This window comes from Phaeovulum vinaykumarii (assembly GCF_900156695.1).
In the GTDB taxonomy this organism is placed as follows: domain Bacteria; phylum Pseudomonadota; class Alphaproteobacteria; order Rhodobacterales; family Rhodobacteraceae; genus Bieblia_A; species Bieblia_A vinaykumarii.
In genome coordinates this window covers 114,237-135,967 of the sequence record NZ_FTOM01000002.1, presented here as the reverse complement: position 1 = coordinate 135,967, position 21,731 = coordinate 114,237, and the positions used below count along the sequence as shown (strand labels likewise).

20 protein-coding genes, 1 tRNA gene and 1 pseudogene are annotated in these 21,731 nt (G+C 67.5%); 7 read left to right on the top strand and 15 right to left on the bottom strand.

The window, feature by feature from the left end; translation table 11 throughout:
- Positions 1-65: 65 nt before the first annotated feature.
- From BW949_RS04910 to ccoN, 6 genes and pseudogenes are all read right to left on the bottom strand, one after another.
- Positions 66-509 (bottom strand): annotated as a pseudogene (locus BW949_RS04910) (FixH family protein); the annotation flags it as partial.
- Between the two features lie 2 nt (positions 510-511).
- Positions 512-1,951 (bottom strand): cytochrome c oxidase accessory protein CcoG, encoded by a 1,440-nt coding sequence (gene ccoG / locus BW949_RS04905; protein ID WP_076363838.1) that lies wholly within the window; start codon positions 1,949-1,951, stop codon positions 512-514.
- A 490-nt stretch (positions 1,952-2,441) separates the two neighbouring features.
- Positions 2,442-3,332 carry a cytochrome-c oxidase, cbb3-type subunit III gene (ccoP, locus tag BW949_RS04900; protein WP_076363837.1) on the bottom strand — a complete coding sequence of 297 codons (891 nt, stop codon included), beginning with the start codon at positions 3,330-3,332 and terminating at the stop codon, positions 2,442-2,444.
- Positions 3,329-3,535 carry a cbb3-type cytochrome c oxidase subunit 3 gene (locus tag BW949_RS04895; protein ID WP_076363836.1) on the bottom strand — a complete coding sequence of 69 codons (207 nt, stop codon included), beginning with the start codon at positions 3,533-3,535 and terminating at the stop codon, positions 3,329-3,331. The genes ccoP and BW949_RS04895 overlap by 4 nt, the downstream gene beginning before the upstream one ends.
- Before the next feature lie 13 nt (positions 3,536-3,548).
- Positions 3,549-4,274: a cytochrome-c oxidase, cbb3-type subunit II gene (gene ccoO / locus BW949_RS04890; protein ID WP_076363835.1), complete on the bottom strand. Its 726-nt coding sequence runs from the start codon at positions 4,272-4,274 to the stop codon at positions 3,549-3,551.
- Positions 4,275-4,289: 15 nt separating this feature from the next.
- A complete protein-coding gene (ccoN, locus tag BW949_RS04885; RefSeq protein ID WP_076363834.1) occupies positions 4,290-5,891 on the bottom strand; it encodes a cytochrome-c oxidase, cbb3-type subunit I in 1,602 nt (533 codons plus the stop codon).
- Positions 5,892-6,248: 357 nt separating this feature from the next.
- On the opposite strand from ccoN, the gene BW949_RS04880 reads away from it, so the two are divergent.
- Positions 6,249-7,088 carry a universal stress protein gene (locus BW949_RS04880; protein ID WP_076363833.1) on the top strand — a complete coding sequence of 280 codons (840 nt, stop codon included), beginning with the start codon at positions 6,249-6,251 and terminating at the stop codon, positions 7,086-7,088.
- Between the two features lie 33 nt (positions 7,089-7,121).
- Here BW949_RS04880 and BW949_RS04875 read toward each other — a convergent pair whose 3' ends face one another.
- A complete protein-coding gene (locus tag BW949_RS04875; RefSeq protein WP_076363832.1) occupies positions 7,122-7,793 on the bottom strand; it encodes a hypothetical protein in 672 nt (223 codons plus the stop codon).
- Positions 7,794-8,022: 229 nt separating this feature from the next.
- A complete protein-coding gene (gene fnrL, locus BW949_RS04870; protein ID WP_076363831.1) occupies positions 8,023-8,769 on the bottom strand; it encodes a transcriptional regulator FnrL in 747 nt (248 codons plus the stop codon).
- A gap of 57 nt (positions 8,770-8,826) precedes the next feature.
- On the opposite strand from fnrL, the gene hemN reads away from it, so the two are divergent.
- Positions 8,827-10,182, top strand: a complete 1,356-nt coding sequence (gene hemN, locus BW949_RS04865) for an oxygen-independent coproporphyrinogen III oxidase (RefSeq protein WP_076363830.1) — start codon at positions 8,827-8,829, stop codon at positions 10,180-10,182.
- Positions 10,183-10,330: 148 nt separating this feature from the next.
- Here hemN and BW949_RS04860 read toward each other — a convergent pair whose 3' ends face one another.
- The 3 genes from BW949_RS04860 to dgcN form a co-directional block, all read right to left on the bottom strand.
- Positions 10,331-11,191: a D-amino-acid transaminase gene (locus tag BW949_RS04860; protein WP_076363829.1), complete on the bottom strand. Its 861-nt coding sequence runs from the start codon at positions 11,189-11,191 to the stop codon at positions 10,331-10,333.
- Between the two features lie 11 nt (positions 11,192-11,202).
- The gene (gene dgcA / locus BW949_RS04855; protein WP_076363828.1) at positions 11,203-12,165 is read right to left on the bottom strand and encodes an N-acetyl-D-Glu racemase DgcA; all 963 of its coding nucleotides are present in this window, start codon (positions 12,163-12,165) and stop codon (positions 11,203-11,205) included.
- Positions 12,166-12,234: 69 nt separating this feature from the next.
- Positions 12,235-13,236 (bottom strand): N-acetyltransferase DgcN, encoded by a 1,002-nt coding sequence (dgcN, locus tag BW949_RS04850; RefSeq protein ID WP_076364781.1) that lies wholly within the window; start codon positions 13,234-13,236, stop codon positions 12,235-12,237.
- Between the two features lie 283 nt (positions 13,237-13,519).
- Here dgcN and BW949_RS04845 point away from each other — a divergent pair, with 283 nt between their 5' ends.
- Together BW949_RS04845 and BW949_RS04840 are read left to right on the top strand one after the other, a co-directional pair.
- Complete coding sequence (locus tag BW949_RS04845; RefSeq protein ID WP_076363827.1) at positions 13,520-14,476, top strand: L-malyl-CoA/beta-methylmalyl-CoA lyase; 957 nt, start codon at positions 13,520-13,522, stop codon at positions 14,474-14,476.
- A 259-nt stretch (positions 14,477-14,735) separates the two neighbouring features.
- The gene (locus BW949_RS04840) at positions 14,736-15,695 is read left to right on the top strand and encodes an acetyl-CoA carboxylase carboxyltransferase subunit alpha (RefSeq protein ID WP_076363826.1); all 960 of its coding nucleotides are present in this window, start codon (positions 14,736-14,738) and stop codon (positions 15,693-15,695) included.
- A gap of 77 nt (positions 15,696-15,772) precedes the next feature.
- Here BW949_RS04840 and BW949_RS04835 read toward each other — a convergent pair whose 3' ends face one another.
- From BW949_RS04835 to BW949_RS04825, 3 genes are read right to left on the bottom strand one after another with little or no spacing between them, the layout of a single operon-like run.
- Complete coding sequence (locus BW949_RS04835; RefSeq protein ID WP_076363825.1) at positions 15,773-16,522, bottom strand: lysophospholipid acyltransferase family protein; 750 nt, start codon at positions 16,520-16,522, stop codon at positions 15,773-15,775.
- Positions 16,523-16,545: 23 nt separating this feature from the next.
- Positions 16,546-17,460, bottom strand: a complete 915-nt coding sequence (locus BW949_RS04830; RefSeq protein ID WP_407947251.1) for a cell division protein FtsX — start codon at positions 17,458-17,460, stop codon at positions 16,546-16,548.
- Entirely contained in the window at positions 17,457-18,128 is a 672-nt protein-coding gene (locus BW949_RS04825; protein ID WP_076363824.1) for a cell division ATP-binding protein FtsE, read from the bottom strand. The genes BW949_RS04830 and BW949_RS04825 overlap by 4 nt, the downstream gene beginning before the upstream one ends.
- Positions 18,129-18,281: 153 nt before the next feature.
- On the opposite strand from BW949_RS04825, the gene BW949_RS04820 reads away from it, so the two are divergent.
- A complete protein-coding gene (locus tag BW949_RS04820; protein WP_076363823.1) occupies positions 18,282-19,145 on the top strand; it encodes a zinc-ribbon domain-containing protein in 864 nt (287 codons plus the stop codon).
- Between the two features lie 195 nt (positions 19,146-19,340).
- Here BW949_RS04820 and BW949_RS04815 read toward each other — a convergent pair.
- A tRNA-Lys gene (locus BW949_RS04815) sits at positions 19,341-19,416 on the bottom strand.
- 107 nt (positions 19,417-19,523) lie between these two features.
- Between BW949_RS04815 and dapF the strand changes: the two genes are divergently transcribed.
- Complete coding sequence (gene dapF / locus BW949_RS04810; protein WP_076363822.1) at positions 19,524-20,384, top strand: diaminopimelate epimerase; 861 nt, start codon at positions 19,524-19,526, stop codon at positions 20,382-20,384.
- Complete coding sequence (mtaB, locus tag BW949_RS04805) at positions 20,381-21,631, top strand: tRNA (N(6)-L-threonylcarbamoyladenosine(37)-C(2))-methylthiotransferase MtaB (RefSeq protein ID WP_076363821.1); 1,251 nt, start codon at positions 20,381-20,383, stop codon at positions 21,629-21,631. The genes dapF and mtaB overlap by 4 nt, the downstream gene beginning before the upstream one ends.
- Positions 21,632-21,731: the final 100 nt, after the last annotated feature.

The window sequence follows — 21,731 nt, the reverse complement described above, 5'->3', positions numbered from 1 at the left end:
GCGCGGCCGTCGTCATCCCCGTCTTCGGCGCCGTCGGGATGGTCCGGGTCGACCCCGAAACGGAAATCCAGCCGCTGGCGGAACAGCGTGCCATCGGGCGCCGTGGCGGTCAGGTGGATCAGCCACTTGCCCGGCGCCAGGTCGATGCCGGTCTGGAAGAAGCCGCCCACATAGGCCATCTCGGGGCGGCGGTCATCGCGCACATGGGTGCGCCGGCCGACCAGCACCTCGAGCGACTGGACACGGGCGGGATTGCCCGCCCGGTCCCGGATCGCAAAGGACAGGATCTTGCGCTCTGGGTCGTATTCGGGCGTCACCGTCCATCCCAGCGCCTCCTGCGCGGCCCGATCCCCCTCGAAGGTCTGCGAGGCCACATAGGAATTCTTCACCTCGAGACCGGGAAAGGTGCTGACGGCCTGGAATGCCATCACCAGATTGACCCCGATGATCACGGCAAAGGCGCCGACGGCGATCGCCAGAACCCTGGCCCCGGTCAGAGGTTTGTCCATGCCTACTTCCCTTTCCCGTTGAAGATGGTCTCGAGCCCCGCACGGTCGGTCGAGCTGGTGTCCTCGACCCACAGCTTGATCTCGCTGCGCGCGGTGGTGGCGGGCGTGCTGCCCGGCTCGGCCACGATATAGAGCCGCTGATCCAGCGTCGAATCCGCCGGCACCGCGACGGTGTTGCCCGGCTGCCCCTCGAGCGAGACCGCCAGCGCCGATTGCACCGCCGGATCATCGGCCATCACCGTCAGGCGGAACACCCGCGGCTCGCCCTGCTTGTTGCGCAGACGCACCGAATAGGTGTTGCGGATCGCCCCATCCGACAGCGCCACGAACAGCGGATCGCGCGCGGGCGTCACGTTCACGTCGATGGGCGAGCGCAGGAACAGCGCCACGATCAGCGCAATGCCGATGCCCGACCAGAGCGTGAAATAGAGCATGGTCCGCGGCCGGAAGATGTGGCGCCAGATCCGCTTGGGATGCGCGCCCGCACGTTCGGCGGCCTCGTCCTTGAGCGCCATGTAGCCGATCAGACCGCGCGGCTTGCCGACCTTGTCCATCATCTCGTCACAGGCGTCGATGCACAGCGCGCAGGTGATGCATTCCAGCTGCTGGCCGTCGCGGATGTCGATGCCCATCGGGCAGACGTTCACGCAGGCCATGCAGTCGATGCAATCGCCCAGGGTGTCGGCGTCCTCGGCCTTGCGGTGCTTGCCCCGCGGCTCGCCGCGCCATTCGCGGTAGGCGATGGTGATCGTGTCCTCATCCATCATCGCGGCCTGGATGCGCGGCCAGGGGCAGGCATAGATGCACATCTGCTCGCGCGCGAAACCGGCAAAGACGAAGGTCGTCGCGGTCAGCACCAGCATGGTGATGTAGGCGATCGCCGGCGCCTGACCGGTGAGCAGGTTCCACAGCAGCGTCGGCGCATCGGCGAAATAGAAGATCCAGGCGCCGCCGGTGAACAGCGCGATCAGGAACCACAGCGCCCATTTGATGAGCCGCAGCTTGAACTTGGACAGCGACCATTTCTGGCGCCACAGCCGCAGCCGGTTGTTGCGGTCGCCCTCGACCCAGCGTTCGACCAGGATGAACAGGTCGGTCCAGACCGTCTGCGGGCAGGTATAGCCGCACCAGACCCGCCCGGCCATCGAGGTGAAGAGGAACAGCCCCAGCCCCGCCATGATCAGAAGGCCCGCGACGAAGTAGAATTCGTGCGGCCAGATCTCGATCATGAAGAAGAAGAAGCGCCGGTTCGCCAGATCGACCAGAACCGCCTGATCGGGCATCCCCGGCCCGCGGTCCCAGCGCAACCAGGGCAGGACGTAATAGATGCCCAGAGTCACCGCCATGATGACCCATTTCAGGTTGCGAAACCGCCCCGAGATGCGCTTGGGAAAGATCGGCTCGCGCGCGGCGTAGAGCGGTGTCTGGTCGGAAGAGCTCACGGGGGTTCTCCGTTGGCAGGATCAGGTCTGGACCCGTTGTGGATCGCCCCCTGGGCAGGGGCCTTGACCTGCGTCAATAAGACGTATTTCGGATACAGATAATCGGCGCAGGCTCGAAGGCAAGCCCGATGACGGCGCGGGCGCGCGCCGCGGCGGCCGGTCCAAAGGGGCTGGGGTCAGGATTGGCGATCTTGTCACGGGCCCATCGCATTGTCCGGCGCGGGCACCTCTGCACGACCCCGCCAGGTCCGGACCGAAAATATTTTCTTTTCAGGAAGTTGGCTGTTGCATTCCGCGCCAGCCGACTTCCGGTCGCTGAGGAAGACACCGACGCCCCTGGGAAACGCGCGAACAGATCGGGGCGCCGGTGCTCCACCCGGAGAGGCACGCCTCTCCGAATCAGATGCGGGGGTGGCCGGTGGCTGCCCCCGCGGTGGCCTTCCGGGGCGCGCACGCATGCGCAGCCCCCGGAAAGCGCAGATGTCAGGGCTTATTCACCGCCGCCCAGCGAATGGACATAGGCGGCAACCGCGCGCACGTCGGCCTCGCTCAGGCGCGGGATCGCGCCCTCCTCGGCATAGCCCCAGGCCGGCATGACCCCGGCGCGGCCATAGGCGACGGTCTCGGTGATCGTCGCCCGGTCCCCGCCATAGAGCCAGATCCCGTCGGTCAGGTTCGGAGAGCCCATCTCGCGCATCCCCTTGCCATCCTCGCCGTGACAGGCGGCGCAATTGTCCTCGAAGACCAGAGCACCTTCCCCGGCCATCGCCGCGTCGTGATCCTGCCCCGAGATCAGCAGGACATATTCCACGACATTCGAGATCTCCTCGGGTTCGAGAAGCTCGGACCAGGCGGCCATCGGCGCGACATAGCGCGTGTCGGGGTCGTCGGTCGCACGGATACCGTGCATGACGGTGGTATAGATATCCTCGATCGAACCGCCGTGGATCCAGTCGTCGTCGAGCAGGTTCGGGTAGCCGACATTGCCCCCGGCACCGGCCCCGTGACATTGCGCGCACCAGGTGCGGAACACCGCGGCGCCCGCATTCTGGGTGTAGTTGGCAAGGTCCGGATCCGCCGAGATCTCGGTCAGGTCGGTCTCGACCAGCTTGGCCTCGATCGGGGCCAGACGTGCATCAAAGCGCGCGATGTCCTCTTCGACGGCCTTGCGGGTCGACGCCCCCAGAAGCCCCGGCGTCGCCCCGTTGACCAGAGGCCAGGCCGGATAGGCAACCGAATAGAGCAGTGCCCAGACCACGCAGGCGTAGAAGATCCACAGCCACCAGCGCGGCAGGGGCGTGTTCAACTCCTCGATGCCGTCCCATTCGTGCCCCGTGGTCTCCACCTCGACTTTCGTCGGTTTCACAGGTTTCTCTGTCATTTCCACGCCTCCTTGAACGTGGTCCCCTTCGGGCCGGGGCCTTCGGGGCGATCATCGTGCCGGAAGGGGATGTTCGCGGTGTCGTCGTGCATCTTGCGGCTTCCGGGCCGCCAGGCCCAGAAGACCACACCCACGAAGAGCAGGCAGAGCATCAGAAGCGCCCAGCTGTCCGCGAATTCCCGCATGAGGGAATAGGTGTCCATCCTGCCCCCCCCCTTACCGGCTGGCCACGGGTTCGAAGGTCGAGAAATCGACCATCGTGCCCAGCACCTGGAGATAGGCGATCAGCGCATCCATCTCGGTCAGCTCGGGCTGGCCGTCGAAGTTGCGCACCTGTGCCTTGGGATACCGCGCCAGCAGGTCGTCGGTATCGGCATAGGGGTCCGCCTGGGCGATGAAATCATCCTTGGCGGCCTCGATCATCTCCGAGGTATAGGGCACCCCGACCATCGCGTCAGTGCGGAGCCGGTCCTCGATGTAGGTCGGTTCGATCACCCGGTTCTTGAGGAAGCCGTATTTCGGCATGACCGATTCCGGCACCACCGATTGCGGATCCGTCAGGTGGTTGACGTGCCATTCATCCGAATAGCGCCCCCCCACGCGGGCCAGATCGGGCCCCGTCCGCTTCGAACCCCATTGGAACGGATGGTCATACATCGATTCCGCGGCCAGGCTGTAATGGCCGTAACGCTCGACCTCATCGCGCATCGGGCGGATCATCTGGCTGTGGCACAGATAGCAGCCTTCGCGGATGTAGACATCGCGTCCGGTCAGTTCCAGCGGCGAATAGGGACGCACCCCCTCGACCTTCTCGATCGTGTTCTGGAGATAGAACAGCGGCGCAATCTCGACGATGCCACCGATGGTCACCACCAGGAACGAGAAGATCAGCAGAAGCGTTGCGTTCCGTTCAAGGACGACGTGCTTGTCAATGAGAGCCATGGTTCACGCCCTCCCTTATTCGGCCGGCACGGCGGCAACCGACGCGGATTCATTGCGCGGTTGCTTGGCCACCGTGGCCCAGAGGTTATAGGCCATGATGACCCCGCCGGTCAGATACAGAACCCCGCCGATGCCACGGGTGACATACATCGGGTGCATCGCGGCGACGGTGTCGGCGAAGGCGTTGACCAGGAAGCCCTGGCTGTCGACCTCGCGCCACATCAGGCCCTGCATGATGCCCGACACCCACATCGACGAGGCGTAGAGCACGATCCCGATCGTGGCGAGCCAGAAGTGCCAGCTGACCAGCGTCAGGCTGTAGAGCCGTTCCCGCGACCACAGACGCGGCACCAGGAAGTAGAGCGCGCCAAAGGTGATCATGCCGTTCCAGCCAAGCGCGCCGGAATGGACGTGACCGATGGTCCAGTCGGTGTAGTGCGACAGCGAGTTCACGGCCTTGATCGACATCATCGGCCCTTCGAAGGTCGACATGCCGTAGAAGCCCACGGAAACGACCATCATGCGGATGACCGGATCGGTGCGCAGCTTGTCCCAGGCGCCCGAAAGCGTCATCAGGCCGTTGATCATGCCCCCCCACGAGGGCATCCACAGCATGATCGAGAACACCATGCCCAGAGTCGAGGCCCAGTCGGGCAGCGCGGTATAATGCAGGTGGTGCGGACCGGCCCAGATATAGAGGAAGATCAGCGCCCAGAAGTGCACGATCGACAGCTTGTAGCTGTAGACGGGGCGCTCGGCCTGCTTCGGCACGAAATAATACATCATGCCCAGGAAGCCCGCGGTCAGGAAGAAGCCCACCGCGTTGTGGCCATACCACCATTGGGTCATGGCATCCTGCACGCCCGAGAACAGCTGCACCGATTTCGAGCCGAAGAACGACACCGGGATCGCCAGGTTGTTGACGATATGCAGCATCGCAATGGTGACGATGAAGCTCAGGTAGAACCAGTTGGCCACATAGATGTGGGGTTCCTTGCGCTTGAAGATCGTGCCCAGGAAGACGATCAGGTAGAACACCCAGACGATGGTCAGCCACCAGTCGACATACCATTCGGGCTCGGCATATTCCTTGGACTGGGTCGCGCCCAGGATATAGCCGGTCGCCGCCAGGACGATGAACAGGTTATAGCCCCAGAAGACGAACCACGCGAGGTTGCCGCCGAACAGGCGCGCCGCCGAGGTCCGCTGGACCACATAGAACGAGGTTGCGATCAACGCGTTGCCGCCAAAGGCAAAAATCACCGCCGACGTGTGCAGCGGGCGCAGCTTGCCGAAATTCAGATACCCCTGCGCCCATTCGAAATTGAGCGCGGGAAAGGCCAGTTGGAAGGCGATCGTCGTCCCCACCAGGAAGCCCACGACCCCCCAGAGCACGGTGGCGATCACGCCCGCACGGATCACGCCGTCATTGTATTCATAGGGCGAGGCAGAGCTGCCTTGACCTCTCGTCTTGTAGATCCAGTAACCCGCGATCGCGGCCGCCAGCACGACCTCGATGGCGTTCACCAGATACGGCAGATCGCGGGCCTGGGTTGCGGCAAGGGCGGCCAGCACCGCCACCGCACCAAGCGCGATCAGCTTGATGAAATCCCACATTGTTCTGCGTCCCTTCGTCCTGTCATCGACCGCCGACTCGCGCAGACGGCAGCTTCCCGACTATAGCGGTTTTCAGGTGGGGTGCGACACTATGCCTTGATCTGTATCAATTCTATGTGACGGGGGTCGCTTTTTTGTCGCAGGCTACCAAAGCGCGGCCTCCTTGATCCGCGTCAAGGCGCAACTTCCGGCGGCGATATAGAAGGAAATCAGATGCCCGCGAACCCCTTGGTTTGGCGGTCGTTTTCTGGTTTCAGCACCAGGAGGCGCCAAACCGGCGGCGCGGGCAGACGTCGGGCGGAACATGGGGCGACGCGGCCCGCGGGCCGTGAAACGTCCGCAGATCAGGGAACCTTCATGGCCTATAAATCCATCCTCAGCATCGTGACGGACGCAGATGCGGCAAAAGCCCAGATTGACATGGCGGTGGCCGTCGCCCGCCACGAGGACGCCCATCTCGACGTTCTCTGCCTGGGCGTGGACCGCACGCAGACGGGCTATTACTACGCCGGCGCGACCGCCTTCGTGCATCAGGAAACGATCGAGCGCGCCCAGGCCGAGGCCGCCGCAGCCGAAAAGGCCGTGCGCGACCGCCTTGCCGCCGAGGACATCCGCTGGTCGGCCGAAGGCGCCGTCGCCCAGATGGGCGCCATTACCACCGTCGTCGGCCTGCGCGCGCGCTTTGCCGATCTGGTGATCCAGGCCCGCCCCTATGGCGAAGGCCGCGGCCAGGATGCCGAGACCGTGGTCGAGGGGGCCCTCTTCGACGGGCATGCCGCGATGATGATCGTGCCCGACGGCTATGCCGGGGCGCCCAGCCCGCGCCGCATCACCGTGGGCTGGAACCAGTCCGCCGAAGCCCTGACCGCGATCCGCCGCGCGCTGCCGCTGCTCAAGGCGGCCGATCTGGTGGACATCACCGTCATCGACCCGCCCAGCCACGGCCCGGAACGCTCGGACCCCGGCGGGCTGCTGTCGCAGATGCTGGCGCGCCACGGCGTCAAGGCCGAGGTTTCGGTGCTGGCCAAGACGCTGCCGCGCATCTCGGATGTGCTGAACCGCCATGTGCGCGACACGTCCTCGGATATGGTGGTGATGGGCGCCTATGGCCATTCGCGCTTCCGCGAGGCGATCCTGGGCGGCGCCACGCGCTACATGCTGGAAACGGCCGAGGTGCCGATCCTGATGGCGCATTGACGCCCCTGCCCCGGCCCAACCGCGCGCCGCCCCTCAGGCGGCGGCCGCAGCAAAGGCCAGGAACAGCGCCACCAGGATGACCGCCGCCAGCGCCAGGATCACCACATCCGGTCCCGACAGGCGCCCCGGCGTCCGGCGCGGCCCGCCCGGCGGCGTCACCAGTTCGGCCCGCACCGGCATTTCGGGCGGCAGCCGCTGCGCCAGAACTTCGCGCAGCGGCGCAGGCGTCGAGGAATTGAAGAACACCACCACCCCTTCGGCCGCCAGCGCATGGGCCGCCGCCGCCAGCCGCGCGCGCAGATCGGCGCCCAGCCCTTCGGAACCGGGGTCAAGGATATAGAGCGTGCGGGGCGGCTCCTGCGCAGCCAGCGCCGGCAGGCGCCCGATCAGCGCCTCGAGCGCGGCGGCCAGATCGCGGCCGGCTGTCGGCCTGTCCCCGCCCGGCCAGGGCACCAGCGCCAGCGCACCGCGATGCGACAGAAGCCCCAGCAGGAACGGCGCCAGCGCGCGTGCCCCGTTCGGCGCCTGCGCCGGCAGTTCCAGCGCCCCGGTCCGCAACAGATCGGCCAGCGCCTGCGCCACATCCCCGCGCCCGGCAAGGGGCGGCGGCACGACGGGGGCCGCATTCTGCCCGCCCTCGCCGCGCGGGGGAAGCTGGGGCGACACGACAACGGATGACGGGGCCACGGGCGGCAGCTCGGGCATGGCGTCGTCTCCCCCCCTTCTTGCGGCGCGGCCCCTTCTTGCGGCGCGTGGTCTGGCGGCGCACGGCCCCGCAATGCGCGCCGCGATACAGGACACAACCATAGCGGCAAGCGCGCGCGGCGGCGAGATATTCGTTGACCCGCGGGGCACGGGCCGCCGCCCGCCCGCCGCCGGTCACTCGGCGGTCACGCAAAAGTGTCAGGGAAAAATACCGCCGGCGAGGCCCGCCTCAGGGCAGGAAACCGCCGTCGCTGTCGTCGCCGGCCTCGGACATCAGGCGGTCGAAATCGGGCACGGTGACATGGCGCTTGCCCTCAAGCTCGATCACCCCGTCGCGCTTGAGCGCCGAGATCTGGCGGCTGACGGTCTCGAGGGTCAGGCCCAGATAATCGGCCATCGCCTCGCGCGTCAGCGGCAGATCGAAGGTCATCGTGCCCTCGGGATAGCGCAGATGGATCGCCGCGTCGCGCCGGGCCACGATGGCCAGCAGCGAGGCGATCTTCTCGCGCGCGGTCTTGCGGCCCAGAAGCAGCATCCATTCGCGCGCCGCGTCAAGTTCGTCGAGCGTCATTTCCAGCAGGCGCTGCGCGATATGGGGCGTGCGCAGCATGATTTCCTCGAACGGCTTCTTGCGGAAGCAGCACATCACGATGTCGGTCGTGGCGGTCACGTTATAGGCGGCGGTCTCGCGGCCCGGACGGCCCACGAAATCCGACGGCAGCAACAGGCCGACCATCTGCGTGCGCCCGTCCTCGAGCGTCTGCGTCAAGGTGGCGATGCCCGAAACGACCGAGGCCACGAAGTCCATCCGGTCCCCGGACCAGATCACGGTCTGTCCGGCCTCGAAGCTGCGGTAGTATTTCGATTCCTCGAGAAGATCGAGTTCATCGGCCTCGCAGCGGGCACAGACCGCACGATGCCGGATGGGGCAATCTCCGCATTGCGGAGCGACGGGATGAACGTCCTCGGCGGGCATTGATTTCTTTGATTTGGGTCAAGGTTCTGTTCTGCGACGGCCCCTAAGGATACGCGCATGGAACAGGAATCGCAACTCACCCGGCTCGGCCTTTTTGATGCGCGGGTCCCCCGCTATACCAGCTACCCGACGGCGCCGCATTTTTCGGAAGCCGTGGGGGCGACCAACTTCGTGGAATGGGTCGAAGCCATCCCCGAGGGGTCGTCGATCTCGCTTTACATGCACGTCCCGTTCTGCCGGCGTCTGTGCTGGTTCTGCGCCTGCCGCACGCAGGGTTCGCAGTCCGACACGCCCGTGCGCAGCTACGCCGAGGTGCTTCTGACCGAGATCGCCCTTCTCAAGAAGCACATGCCCCGGGGCGTGACGCTGTCGCGTCTGCACTGGGGGGGCGGCACGCCCACGATGCTGCCGCCCGATGTGATGCGCACCGTCGCGGCGGCGCTGTTCGACGTGGCCCCCCTGGGCGCGGACGGCGAATTCTCGGTCGAGATCGACCCGATGGAATGCGACGGCCCGCGGCTCGATGCGCTGGTCGAATCGGGCATGAACCGCGCCTCGATCGGGATCCAGGACTTCGACCCCGAGATCCAGCAGATCATCGGCCGCGAACAGGGCTACGACGACACCCGCAAGGCCGTGGACATGATCCGCGAACGCGGCGTCACCTCGCTCAATGCCGACATTCTCTATGGTCTGCCCAAGCAATCGCGCGAGCGGATCTCGGAGACCGTGCAGAAGGTGCTGTCGCTGACGCCCGACCGCGTGGCGCTCTATGGCTATGCCCACGTGCCGTGGATGGCGCGGCGTCAGACCATGATCCCGACCGAGGATCTGCCCAGCCCTCAGGAACGGCTTGGTCTCTATGACACGGCGCGCAAGCTGTTCGTCTGGGACGGCTATGACGAGATCGGCATCGACCACTTTGCCCGTCCGCATGACGGTCTGTCGGTGGCGCTCAAGGCCGGCAAGCTCAAGCGCAACTTCCAGGGCTATACCGATGACCAGGCCCCGGTTCTGGTCGGTCTGGGGGCCTCGTCGGTGTCGAAGTTCCCGCAGGGCTATGCCCAGAACGCGGCCTCGACCTCGGATTACACCAAGGCGATCCGCGCGGGCCGGTTCTCGACCCACCGCGGCCACGTCTTCACCGACGATGACAACCTGCGCTCGCGCATGATCGAGGCCTTGATGTGCGATTTCCGCATCGACGCCAACGAGATCACGACCACCTTCGGCATCTCGCCCACCCGGCTGGCCGAGATGTTCGACGAGGCCGCCAAGGTCTTTGGCGAGATGGTCGAGATCACGCCCGAGGGGCTTTATATCCCCGAGAAGGGCCGTCCGCTGACGCGGATGATCGCGCGGATCTTCGACGCCTATGACCTGTCGAAGGCGGGCCATTCCTCGGCCATCTGAGGCAAGGTTCCGGAATTGAAAGGGGCGGGTCCGGTCGGGCCCGCCCTTTTGCATGGCCTCCGCCGCAGCCGTCCCGCGCGACACCGCACAAGGAAAAGGGGCGGCCGCCCTGATGGCGCCGCCCCCCAAAGCCCGGTCTCGCGCGGGATCAGATCGCCTGCTTGAGGCTTTCTTCCAGATAGATCTCGCGCAGACGCGTGGCCACGCTGCCCGGCGCGCCGGTGCCCACGGCCGCCCCGTCGATCTCGACCACCGGCATCACGAAGGACGACGCCGAGGTGATGAAGGCCTCGTCGGCGGCCTTTGCCTCGGCCACGGTGAAGGGGCGTTCCTCGACCTCCATCTGGGCCTCGCGGGCAAAGCGCAGCACCGCGGCACGGGTGATACCGTGCAGGATGTCGGTGCCCAGGTTGCGGGTGATGATCTTGCCGCCCGCCACGATATAGGCGTTGTTCGAGGTGCCTTCGGTCACGAAGCCGTCCTCGACCATCCAGGCATCATCGACGCCGGCCTTCTTGGCCATCATCTTGCCCATCGACGGATAGAGCAGCTGCACCGTCTTGATGTCGCGCCGGCCCCAGCGGATGTCGTCGATGGTGATGATCTTCATCCCCGTCTTGGCCTTCGGCGCATCGGCCAGCCCCGGCTTCGACTGGGTGAACAGGACCACCGTCTGCGGCGTCTCCGCGGGCGGGAAGGCAAAGTCACGGTCGCCCGGATTGCCGCGGGTGATTTGCAGATAGATCATCCCGTCGACCAGGTCGTTCTTCTCGACCAGGGCGCGGTGCACCTCGAGAAGGTCGTCGGCATCCATCGGCATGCCCATGCCCAGCTCGCCCAGCGACCGTTCCAGCCGCGCGGCATGGCCCGGATAATCGAGCAGCTTGCCCCCCAGCACCGAGGTCACCTCATAGACCCCGTCGGCCATCAGGAAGCCCCGGTCGAACACCGACACGACGGCTTCTTCTTCGGGAACCCAGTTCCCGTTGACGTAAACGATACGGCTCATTCTTCTTGTCCTTAACCCCAAAGCGCCTCATCGGACGGATACACCAAGCTCCCCTCGTAGCGCAGGGGAGTTTCGCGGTCCTCGGCCAGCAGCAGCGGACCGTCGAGATCGACGTAATCGGCCCCCTGCGCCACCAGAAGCGCGGGCGCCATCGCCAGGCTGGATCCGACCATGCAGCCGACCATGATGCCAAAGCCCATCTCGCGCGCCTCGTCGCGCAGGGCCAGGGCCTCGGTCAGGCCACCGGCCTTGTCCAGCTTGATGTTGACCAGATCATACTTGCCCTTGAGCTTGCGCAGCGAGGCGCGGTCATGGCAGCTCTCGTCGGCGCAGACCGGAATGGGGCGCGCAATCTCGGCCAGCATGTCATCCTTGCCGGCGGGCAGAGGCTGTTCCACCATCGCCACGCCCAGCCGCAGCAGATGCGGGGCCAGATCGGTATAGATCTCGGGGGTCCAGCCCTCGTTGGCATCGACGATGATCTTGGCGTCGGGCGCGCCCTCGCGCACGGCTTCCAGGCGCGCCATGTCCTCGGGCGTGCCCAGCTTGACCTTGAGCAGCGGGCGGGTGGCGTTCCTGGCGGCGTTCTCGCGCATCTTCTCGGGCGCATCGAGCGAGATCGTATAGGCGGTGGTCACGGGTTTGGGCGCGTCGAGCCCGGCCAGTTCCCACACGCGGCAGCCCTCGATCCGCGCATCCACGTCCCACAGCGCGCAATCGACGGCATTGCGCGCCGCCCCCGCGGGCTGGAGATCGTTGAGCATGTAGCGGTCGATGGTGATCGGCAGCGCGCCCACCTCGGCCAGCACGCTTTCAATCGTCTCGTCATAGCGGGCATAGGGGACGCATTCGCCCCGCCCGATGTAATCCCCCAGAACGATCCGCACGGTCAGCACATTGGCTTCGGTGCGGGTGCCACGCGAAATGGTGAAGGCTTCCTTCAGACGGAAGGTATCGGCTTGGGCTTCGATCATGGGCTCTCCTCATGGAAACGGCCGCTCGCGGCGCGACCGGCGCGCCGCGAGAGAGTCGCCCGAAACCTATCAAAGCGCCGCGAGCGCCGCGACCAGCTTTTCGGCCCCGAAGCGGTACGGATCTGTCGCAGGCAGGCCCGTGCGGTCCTCGGCCTCGGCCAGGCAGGCGCGGGCGGCGGCCTCGTCCAGACCTTGCGTGTTGATCGAGATGCCGGTGACCTTGACCGCCGGGTTCACCACGCGCGCGATCGGAAGCACCAGATCGCGCAGCGCCTCGAGCGAGGGCAGCCCATAGCCCGGCAGACCGCGCATATGGGTGCGGGTGGGCTCGTGGCTCAGGATCAGCGCATCGGGCTGGCCGCCGTGGATCAGCGCCATGGTCACGCCCGAATAGCTGGGATGGAACAGGCTGCCCTGCCCCTCGATCAGATCCCAGTGGTCGGGGTCGTTGTCGGGCGTCAGCCATTCGACCGCACCGGCCATGAAATCGGCCACCACCGCATCCAGCGGCACGCCGTCGCCGGTGATCAGGATGCCGGTCTGGCCGGTGGCGCGGAAGGTGGCCTTCATGCCGGCCTCGCGCATCGCGCGTTCCATGCACAGCGCGGTATACATCTTGCCGACCGAGCAATCGGTGCCCACGGCCAGGCAGCGCTTGCCGGTGCGCTTGACGCCATTGGCGATGGGATATTCGACCTCGGGGATGCGCACGTCATGCAGCGCACGCCCGGTCGCTTCGGCCACGGCCACCAGCTCGGGTTCGTCGCGCAGCAGGTTATGCAGCCCCGAGGCCAGGTCGAAGCCTTCCTCGAGCGCCTGCACCAGCACCTTCTTCCAGCTCTGCGCGATCACGCCGCCCCGGTTCGCCACCCCGATGACCAGCGTCTTGCAGCCCGCCGCCCGCGCTTCGGCCAGGCTCATGTCGGGCAGGCCCATGTCGGCGTTGCAGCCGGGCAGGCGGAACTGGCCCAGCGCATGTTCGGGGCGCCAGTCGCGGATGCCGCGGGCAACCTTGGCGGCCAATGCGTCGGGCGCATCGCCAAGAAACAGGAGATAGGGCGTCTCGATCAACGACATGGGCGATTCCTTCCAAGGGGGCTGGATGACCGTCCCGAGGATAGAGAAGCCTGCGGGAAGGAGATTGGAAAGTGGGGCGCCTGTAACGATATTTTCGCATTTTTCTTCTGCGAAATCTGCATTCTACAGAAGAATATTGCACGATTGTGATCATTGCCGCGTCAGAATGCGCGCCGCTCAAATATGCTGCACCTGCAAAAGCACGCTTGAAACAACGCGCGCAACATAATATCCCACCTGCAATTGCAAACGAAACATCATTGCGAAAGGCCCTGACATGAGCTTCCGCACCCAGCCACCCGCCCCCGCCCGTCCGAACCGCTGCCAGCTGTTCGGACCCGGCTCGCGTCCGGCGATCTTCGAGAAGATGGCCGCCTCGGCCGCCGATGTCATCAACCTCGACCTCGAGGATTCGGTGGCCCCCGACGACAAGGCCCAGGCGCGCAAGAACATCATCGCCGCCAGCCATGACGTGGACTGGGGCAACAAGTATCTGTCGGTGCGCATCAACGGGCTGGACACGCCCTATTGGTACCGCGATGTGGTCGAGCTGCTCGAGGAAGGCTCGGAGCGCATCGACCAGATCATGATCCCCAAGGTGGGCTGCGCGGCCGACATCTATGCCGTGGACGCGCTGGTCACCGCGGTCGAGGCCGCCAAGGGCCGCAAGAAGCGCATCAGCCTCGAGGTCATCATCGAATCGGCCGCGGGCATCGCCCATGTCGAGGAAATCGCCGCCGCCTCGCCGCGCCTCCAGGCGATGAGCCTGGGCGCCGCCGATTTCGCCGCCTCGATGGGGATGGCCACCACCGGGATCGGCGGGACGCAGGAAAACTACTACATGCTGCGCGAGGGCGCCAAATATTGGGCTGACCCGTGGCATTGGGCGCAAACCGCCATCGTCGCGGCCTGCCGCACGCATGGCATCCTGCCCGTGGACGGCCCCTTCGGCGATTTCTCCGACGACGAGGGCTTCCGCGCCCAGGCGCTGCGTTCGGCCACGCTGGGCATGGTCGGCAAATGGGCGATCCATCCCAAGCAGGTCGCGCTGGCCAACGAGGTCTTCACCCCCTCCGAGGCCGCCGTGGCCGAGGCCCGCGAGATCCTGGCCGCGATGGAGAAAGCCAAGGCCGAAGGCGCCGGCGCCACCGTCTACAAGGGCCGTCTGGTCGACATCGCCTCTATCCGCCAGGCCGAGGTCATCGTGCGCCAGTCCGAGATGATCGCCGGCTGAGCCCGCATTCCAGTTCCCCGGCCCCCGCGCATCGGCGGGCCGGGCCCCAGTTTCCGGGGGCCGGGAGAAGCCGGCCCGCAAGGGTCGGGCCCCCGGAGCCCCCCCCCGCCCAACGGGCGGCACCGGCTTTCCGTCCCCCCCCCACCGATACCCCCGCGGCACCGGCGCGCGGCTGCCTGCGAACATCCGCCCTGCCTGCATCCGTTGCATTTCCCGCGGGCGCGGATCATATAGTCGCCAGCCCTGACGGAGCCGGAAGATGACCTATCTCGAATTCGAAAAGCCCCTCGCCGAAATCGAAGGCAAGGCCGAAGAGCTGCGCGCGCTGGCCCGCAAGACCCCCGGCATGGATGTCGACAAGGAGGCCTCGGCCCTCGACAAGAAGGCCGCCGACATGCTGCGCGAGCTTTACAAGGGCCTGACGCCCTGGCGCAAATGCCAGGTGGCGCGGCACCCCGACCGACCGCATTGCAAGGATTACATCGAAGCGCTGTTCACCGATTTCACGCCGCTGGCGGGGGATCGCAACTTTGCCGATGACCACGCCGTCATGGGTGGTCTGGCGCGGCTCAGCGACCGGCCCGTGGTGGTGATCGGCCACGAGAAGGGCCATGACACCCGCACCCGGATCGAGCGCAATTTCGGCATGGCCCGCCCCGAGGGCTATCGCAAGGCGATCCGGTTGATGGACATGGCCGACCGCTTCAACCTGCCGGTCATCACGCTGGTCGACACCCCCGGCGCCTATCCCGGCAAGGGCGCCGAGGAACGCGGCCAGGCCGAGGCCATCGCGCGCTCGACCGAGAAATGTCTCGAACTGGGCGTGCCGCTCGTGTCGGTCGTCATCGGCGAGGGCGGCTCGGGTGGCGCGGTTGCCTTTGCCACCGCCAACCGCGTGGCGATGCTGGAACATTCCGTCTATTCGGTGATCTCGCCCGAGGGCTGCGCCTCGATCCTGTGGAAGGATTCCGACAAGATGCGCGAGGCCGCCGAGGCGCTGCGCCTGACCGCGCAGGATCTGCTGAAGCTGGGCGTGATCGACCGCATCATCCCCGAGCCGCTGGGCGGCGCCCAGCGCGGCCGCGAGGACACGATCGCCGCCGTCGGCCGCGAGATCGAGGCCCTGCTGCGACAGTTCGACGGCAAAGACCGCGCCACGCTCAAGGCCGAGCGGCGGCGCAAGTTTCTCAAGATGGGGGCGCAGGGGCTGGCGGCCTGATCCGCCCCCCTTCCCGACACGCCGTCAGGACATGCAAAGCCCCGCCCAAGCCCCCGCCCCTTGCGGCGGGGGTTTCTTCATGTCGCGGGGCTGGCGGGCGGCACGATCAACCCCGCCTCGGCCATCAGCCGGTCCGAATTGGTCTCGATCCGCGTCTCGAGGGTCTCGAGGAACGCGCGCGCCTCGAGGCCGGGCGCGATGGGCGGCAGGAATTCGGCCACCGCCAACCCCGGCTTGCGCAGGATGCCGTGGCGCGGCCAGAACACGCCCACATTTACCGCCACCGGCACGCAGGGCAGCTTCATCTCGTCGTAAAGAACGGCCGCGCCCACCTTGTAGGGCTGGCGCACGCCGGCGGCGACACGGGTTCCTTGCGGAAAGATGATGAGCTGCCCGCCCTGGTCGTCGGCCCGAAGCGCGGCGATCATCGCCTTGATGGCGGCGCCCTTCTTGCCGCGATCGACCGGGATGCAGCGGATCCATTTCGCATACCAGCCCACGAAGGGGGTGAAGCGCAGCTCCTTCTTCATGATGAAGCGCCCCTGCGGCAGCGCCGACATGATCAGGATGATGTCGAAGAACGACTGGTGCTTGGCACAGACCAGAACGTCGCCCGCGGGCACCTCGCCCCGGATCTCGGAGCGCAGGCCCACCATCACCCGCGCGCTCCAGCGCACCCAGTGACAATAGGCGCGCACGACACGGACCGCGCCGGCCCGCCCGCCCAGAAGCGCCAGCGGAATGCCCAGCGTGGCGAACAGCGCCATCATCACGTACATCTGCACGATGAAGAGGAACGACAGCAGGTATTGGGTGACAAGTTTCATGTGGTCTCCGATCGCCCGCGTCCCTAGCGGATTCCCTTGAGCATGCGCAACGCCGCCTGGCGCGTGGCGATATAGGCAACGATGGCGGCCAGCGGCGGAATGGCCAGCGGCCAGAGCCAGTGCAGCCCCGCAAAGCCCAGCCCGGTCAGAAAGCCCCCCGCCGCATCGGCCGCGGGCAGCGCCGCCACCGCCCCCATGCCGCAGGCGGTCCCCACCAGCGCGCCGACAAACCCGCGCGAGGTGAAGCGGCGCACGAAGGCGCGCGCGATGAAGGTGTCGCGCGCGCCGACAAGACGCAGCACCCGGATCACCTGGCCGTTGGCCGCCAGCGCCGCCTGGGCGGCCAGCGTGATCAGCCCGGCCATCGCCGCCCCGATCAGCCCCAGCGCCATCAGCCCCAGCAGCCGGATGCGGCCCGCCGCCTCGACCAGCGGGCGGCGCCAGCGGGTATGATCGTCGAGCACGGCGCCCGGCACCTCGGCCGCCAGCCGCAAGCGCAGGCCCTCGGCGTCGAAGGGGCGCTCGGGGCTTTCGATGATCTCGACCAGCTGCGGCAGGGGCAACGTCTCGATGGGCAGATCGGGGCCGAACCAGGGTTCGAGCGCGCCGCGCATTTCCGCGGCATCGAGCGCGCGTGCGGTCTCGATGCCCGGCGTGGTATCAAGGATCGCCAGAACCGCGCGGGTCTGCGCCTCGAGCTGGGCCTCGGGCGCCGAGATGCGCACCGTCGCCGTGCGCGCCAGCGCCTCGGACCAGCGGTCGGCCAGCCGCCCCGAGGCCAGCGACAGCGCCAGCGCGAAGACCGCCAGAAAGGCCATCGCCCCCGCCGTCAGCACCGTCAGATGCGCGGTCGAACCCGACGGCGGCACCACGCGCGCCGCCCCTTGCGGGCGCGACAGCCCGCCCAGCAGCCGCCGGATGCGCCCGCCGCCGCTCACAGGTCCGCCCCCGCCAGATGCAGCCGCCGGTTCTGGATGCGCAGCACGCGCGCGGCCACCTGCGCCTTGGTCGTGCGGATCAGGTTCAGGTCATGCGTGGCGATCACGATGGTCTTGCCCATGCGGTTCAGCTCGACCAGCAGCTTCAGCAGCCGCAGCGACATTTCCCAGTCGATGTTGCCGGTGGGTTCGTCGGCCAGGATCACCTCGGGGGCGCGAATCACCGCCCGCGCCAGCGCAGCACGCTGACGCTCGCCGCCCGACAATTGCGGCGGCAGCGCGCCCCGCTGCGACCAAAGGCCCACCCAGCCCAGAAGCTCGCGCAGCTCGGTCGTATTCGCGGCCTGGCCGGCAACCGTCAGCGGCAGCGCCACGTTCTCGATCAGGGGCAGGTGGTCCAGGAACTGGCAATCCTGATGCACGACCCCGATCCGCGACCGCAGCGCGGCAATGTCATCGCGGCTCATGTCGCGCAGATCCTGCCCGAACAGGGTCAGCCGCCCGGCCGAGGGCATCAGCTCGCCGTAGCACAGCTTGAGAAAGGTGGTCTTGCCCGCGCCCGAAGGCCCGGTCAGGAAATGGAACGATCCGGGCAGCAGGCGCAGCGTCATGTCCGACAGAAGCTCGCCGCCGCCATAGCTCATCGCCACCGATTCGAGTTCGATCACGCCCTGCTCCGATCCTGCCGTTCGCACCGCTGTCCGCGGCGTCAGATCCCCCCTAAAGGCTTGGAGAACCGATGCTTGCTTGCTACAACATGCGCAAACCAAAAGCCAGAATGGCCGGCGTCAGTGGCCAGCAAGAGCGCGGGGTTGTGCCGAATGCGCCTGATATGCCCGAACTGCAACGCCCAGTATGTGGTCGATGACAGCGTGATCCCGGACAGCGGGCGCGATGTGCAATGCTCGAACTGCGGCCATGCCTGGTTCCAGTTGCCCGAGGGTGCTGCGCCGCCCGAAGCCCCCGACATGCCCGAGGCCCCCGAGGTCGAACCCGGCGCGCCCGAGGTCGAGGCCCCCGAGGCCGAGGCGCCCGAGCCCGAAGCGCCGGAACCGGCGCCCGACGCCGACACCGAAGCGGTGGCCCCTTCCGAGGAGGCGCCCCCCGCCCCGCGCCGCAGCCTGGACCCGTCGCTGATGGCGGTCCTGCGCGAGGAGGCCGAACGCGAGGCCCGCGCCCGCCGCCGCGAAGCCGGCCTGCCCGAGGATGCCCCGGAGGCAGAGGCGGCCGCCGACCCCGACGCGGAAATCGCGGCAATGATGGCCGGCAGCGGCGCCTATGCCGCCGAAGCGACTGCGCCCGCCACCCCCGTGGCGGACTTCCCTGCGCCCGATCCCGATCCTGAACCCGATCCGCCGCCGCGCCGCGACCGTCTGCCCGACATCGAGGAGATCAACTCGACCCTGCGCGCCACATCCGAACGCGCGGGCGATCCCGTGGCCGCCGACGCCCCCGAAACCGTGGCGCGCAACCGATCGGGGTTCCGGCTGGGCTTCGGTCTGGCACTGGCGGTCGCGGCGGCGGGCCTGGGCGTCTATGCCAGCGCGCCCCAGATCGCCGCGCGCGTTCCGGCCCTGGCGCCCGCACTGGGCACCTTTGTCGAGACCATCGACCGCGGGCGGGTGTGGCTTGATGCCGAACTGCGCGCCCTGACCGACCGGCTGGACGATTCGCAGGAGAACTGAGCCCGCCTTTGGCAAAGGAGGCGCCCAGGCGCCATTCCCCGCATGGCACGCGCCGATGCGGCCAAGGCCTTGTGCGCCGCCGCCCGCGCATGCCGCGGCCGGTGTCGGGGAACAGAATCAGGCCCCGAAACGCCGAAGGGCCAGCCCGGAGGCTGGCCCATCATCCTGATCTACAGGCATTTTCGGGAGAGGTGATGGTGAGCCGTACAGGATTCGAACCTGTGACCCACTGATTAAAAGTCAGTTGCTCTACCAACTGAGCTAACGGCCCATCACGTCACGGGCGCTTCCTATAAACCCCGGACGGGGCGGTCAAGAGCGAAACGACATAAAATCGTTTCTCTGGTCGAATCCCTGTCCGGCCGCTAGAGGAACGCCATGACAGACACAGCCCTTTCCCAGATCCGCGCCACCGGCCTGCCGTTCATGAAGATGCACGGCCTGGGCAACGATTTCGTGGTGATCGACACCCGCGGCCCCCTTGCGGGGCTTGCCATTCCGCCCGCGCTGGCGCTGGCCATCGCCGACCGGCGCAAGGGGATCGGCTTTGACCAGCTGGCGCTGATCGCCGAAGACGACCAGGCCGATGCGCATCTGACGTTTCTCAATGCCGATGGGTCCGGCTCGGCGACCTGCGGCAATGCGACCCGCTGCATCGCCGCGCATCTGCTGGCCGAGCGCGGCACCGACCGGCTGCGCCTGCGCACCGAACGCGGCCTTCTGGCGGCCGAACGGGGTGGGGCGGGGATCACGCGGGTCAACATGGGCGCGCCGATCCTCGACTGGGCGCAGATCCCGCTGGCCGAGCCGGTGGACGTGGACGCGCTGCCGATCCCCGGTGCGCCGCTGGCGACCTCGATGGGCAATCCGCATTGCACCTTCTTCGTGGACGATGTCGCCGCGGTCGATCTGGACCGATTCGGCCCCGCGCATGAACATCACCCGCTGTTTCCCCAGCGCACCAACGTTCAGGTGGCGCAGATCACCGGCCCCGACCGCATCCGCATGCGGGTCTGGGAGCGCGGCGCGGGCGTCACGCTGGCCTCGGGCTCGTCAAGCTGCGCCACGGCGGTGGCGGCGGCACGGCGCGGGCTGACGGGGCGGCGCGTGACCCTCGATCTCGACGGCGGCACGCTGGTCGTGGACTGGCGCGACGACGGCGTCTGGATGGAGGGGCCGACCGCGCATGTCTGCGACGGGGTGATCACGCCCGCCTTCATCGCGGAGGCGCTGGGATGAGCGCGCCGCCGCGGCTGACCACGCTGGGCTGCCGGCTGAACGCCTGGGAATCCGAGGCCATGCGCGAGATGGCCGAGACCGCAGGCCTGAAGGGCGCGCTGATCGTCAACACCTGCGCCGTGACCGCCGAGGCCGTGCGCAAGGCCCGCCAGGAGATCCGGCGCCTGGCCCGCGAGAACCCCGGCGCGCCGATCATCGTCACCGGCTGCGCGGCCCAGACCGAGCCCGAGACCTTTGCCGCCATGCCCGAGGTCGCCCGCGTCATCGGCAATGCCGAGAAGATGGAGCCCGCCACCTGGTCGGCGCTGGCCCTTGGCGACGAGGGCGCGCGGGTGCAGGTCGATGACATCTTCTCGGTGCGCGAGACCGCCGGCCATCTGATCGACGGCTTCGGGCGCCACCGCGCCTATGTGCAGGTCCAGAACGGCTGCGATCACCGCTGCACCTTCTGCATCATCCCCTTCGGCCGGGGCAATTCGCGCTCGGTGCCCGCCGGGGTCGTGGTCGAGCAGATCCGCCGCCTCGTCGACCGCGGCTTTGCCGAGGTGGTGCTGTCGGGCGTCGATCTGACCTCGTGGGGGGCGGATCTGCCCGGCGCGCCGCGGCTGGGCAATCTGGTCGGGCGCATCCTGCGGCTGGTGCCCGATCTGCCGCGGCTGCGGCTGTCGTCGATCGACCAGATCGAGACCGACCCCGAGCTGCTAGAGCTGATCCTGGCCGAGCCCCGGCTGATGCCGCATCTGCATCTGTCGCTGCAATCGGGTAACGACATGATCCTCAAGCGGATGAAGCGCCGCCATACCCGCGCCCAGGCGGTCGACTTCTGCGCCGCGGTGCGCGCGGCCCGCCCCGGCCTGGCGCTGGGGGCCGATCTGATCGCGGGCTTTCCAACCGAGACCGAGGAGATGTTCGCCGACACGCTGGCCCTGGTCGAGGATTGCGGGCTGAGCTTTTTGCATGTCTTTCCCTTCTCGGCGCGCAAGGGCACGCCCGCGGCCCGGATGCCGCAACTGCCCGGCCCGGTCATCCGCGACCGCGCCGCGCGGCTGCGCGCCGTGGGCGATGCGGCGCTGACCCGCCATCTTCAGGCGCAGATCGGCCAGCGCCATGTGATCCTGACCGAAGGGCCGCTGATGGGCCGCACCGAGGCCTTCACCGAGGTCCGCCTGACCCACCCCCGCCCCGAGGGCACGCTGGTCGAGGTGGTCATCACCGGCCACGGCCCCGACCATCTGACCGCAAAATGACGGCGCCCCACCTGACGCACGCGCCACACGCGGGCCCGCGTCGGGAGGTGCGGCACCGCCGGGGCATGCTGCCGCGGTCGGCTAGTCTCGACGCTTGCCG

Bases quoted from the DNA above. Each gene is read 5' to 3' on its own strand.
- ccoP (WP_076363837.1), bottom strand. From the start codon at position 3,332: ATGACAGAGAAACCTGTGAAACCGACGAAAGTCGAGGTGGAGACCACG.
- BW949_RS04895 (WP_076363836.1), bottom strand. From the start codon at position 3,535: ATGGACACCTATTCCCTCATGCGGGAATTCGCGGACAGCTGGGCGCTT.
- ccoO (WP_076363835.1), bottom strand. From the start codon at position 4,274: ATGGCTCTCATTGACAAGCACGTCGTCCTTGAACGGAACGCAACGCTT.
- ccoN (WP_076363834.1), bottom strand. From the start codon at position 5,891: ATGTGGGATTTCATCAAGCTGATCGCGCTTGGTGCGGTGGCGGTGCTG.
- BW949_RS04880 (WP_076363833.1), top strand. From the start codon at position 6,249: ATGGCCTATAAATCCATCCTCAGCATCGTGACGGACGCAGATGCGGCA.
- BW949_RS04875 (WP_076363832.1), bottom strand. From the start codon at position 7,793: ATGCCCGAGCTGCCGCCCGTGGCCCCGTCATCCGTTGTCGTGTCGCCC.
- fnrL (WP_076363831.1), bottom strand. From the start codon at position 8,769: ATGCCCGCCGAGGACGTTCATCCCGTCGCTCCGCAATGCGGAGATTGC.
- hemN (WP_076363830.1), top strand. From the start codon at position 8,827: ATGGAACAGGAATCGCAACTCACCCGGCTCGGCCTTTTTGATGCGCGG.
- BW949_RS04860 (WP_076363829.1), bottom strand. From the start codon at position 11,191: ATGAGCCGTATCGTTTACGTCAACGGGAACTGGGTTCCCGAAGAAGAA.
- dgcA (WP_076363828.1), bottom strand. From the start codon at position 12,165: ATGATCGAAGCCCAAGCCGATACCTTCCGTCTGAAGGAAGCCTTCACC.
- BW949_RS04845 (WP_076363827.1), top strand. From the start codon at position 13,520: ATGAGCTTCCGCACCCAGCCACCCGCCCCCGCCCGTCCGAACCGCTGC.
- BW949_RS04840 (WP_076363826.1), top strand. From the start codon at position 14,736: ATGACCTATCTCGAATTCGAAAAGCCCCTCGCCGAAATCGAAGGCAAG.
- BW949_RS04835 (WP_076363825.1), bottom strand. From the start codon at position 16,522: ATGAAACTTGTCACCCAATACCTGCTGTCGTTCCTCTTCATCGTGCAG.
- BW949_RS04820 (WP_076363823.1), top strand. From the start codon at position 18,282: ATGCGCCTGATATGCCCGAACTGCAACGCCCAGTATGTGGTCGATGAC.
- dapF (WP_076363822.1), top strand. From the start codon at position 19,524: ATGACAGACACAGCCCTTTCCCAGATCCGCGCCACCGGCCTGCCGTTC.
- mtaB (WP_076363821.1), top strand. From the start codon at position 20,381: ATGAGCGCGCCGCCGCGGCTGACCACGCTGGGCTGCCGGCTGAACGCC.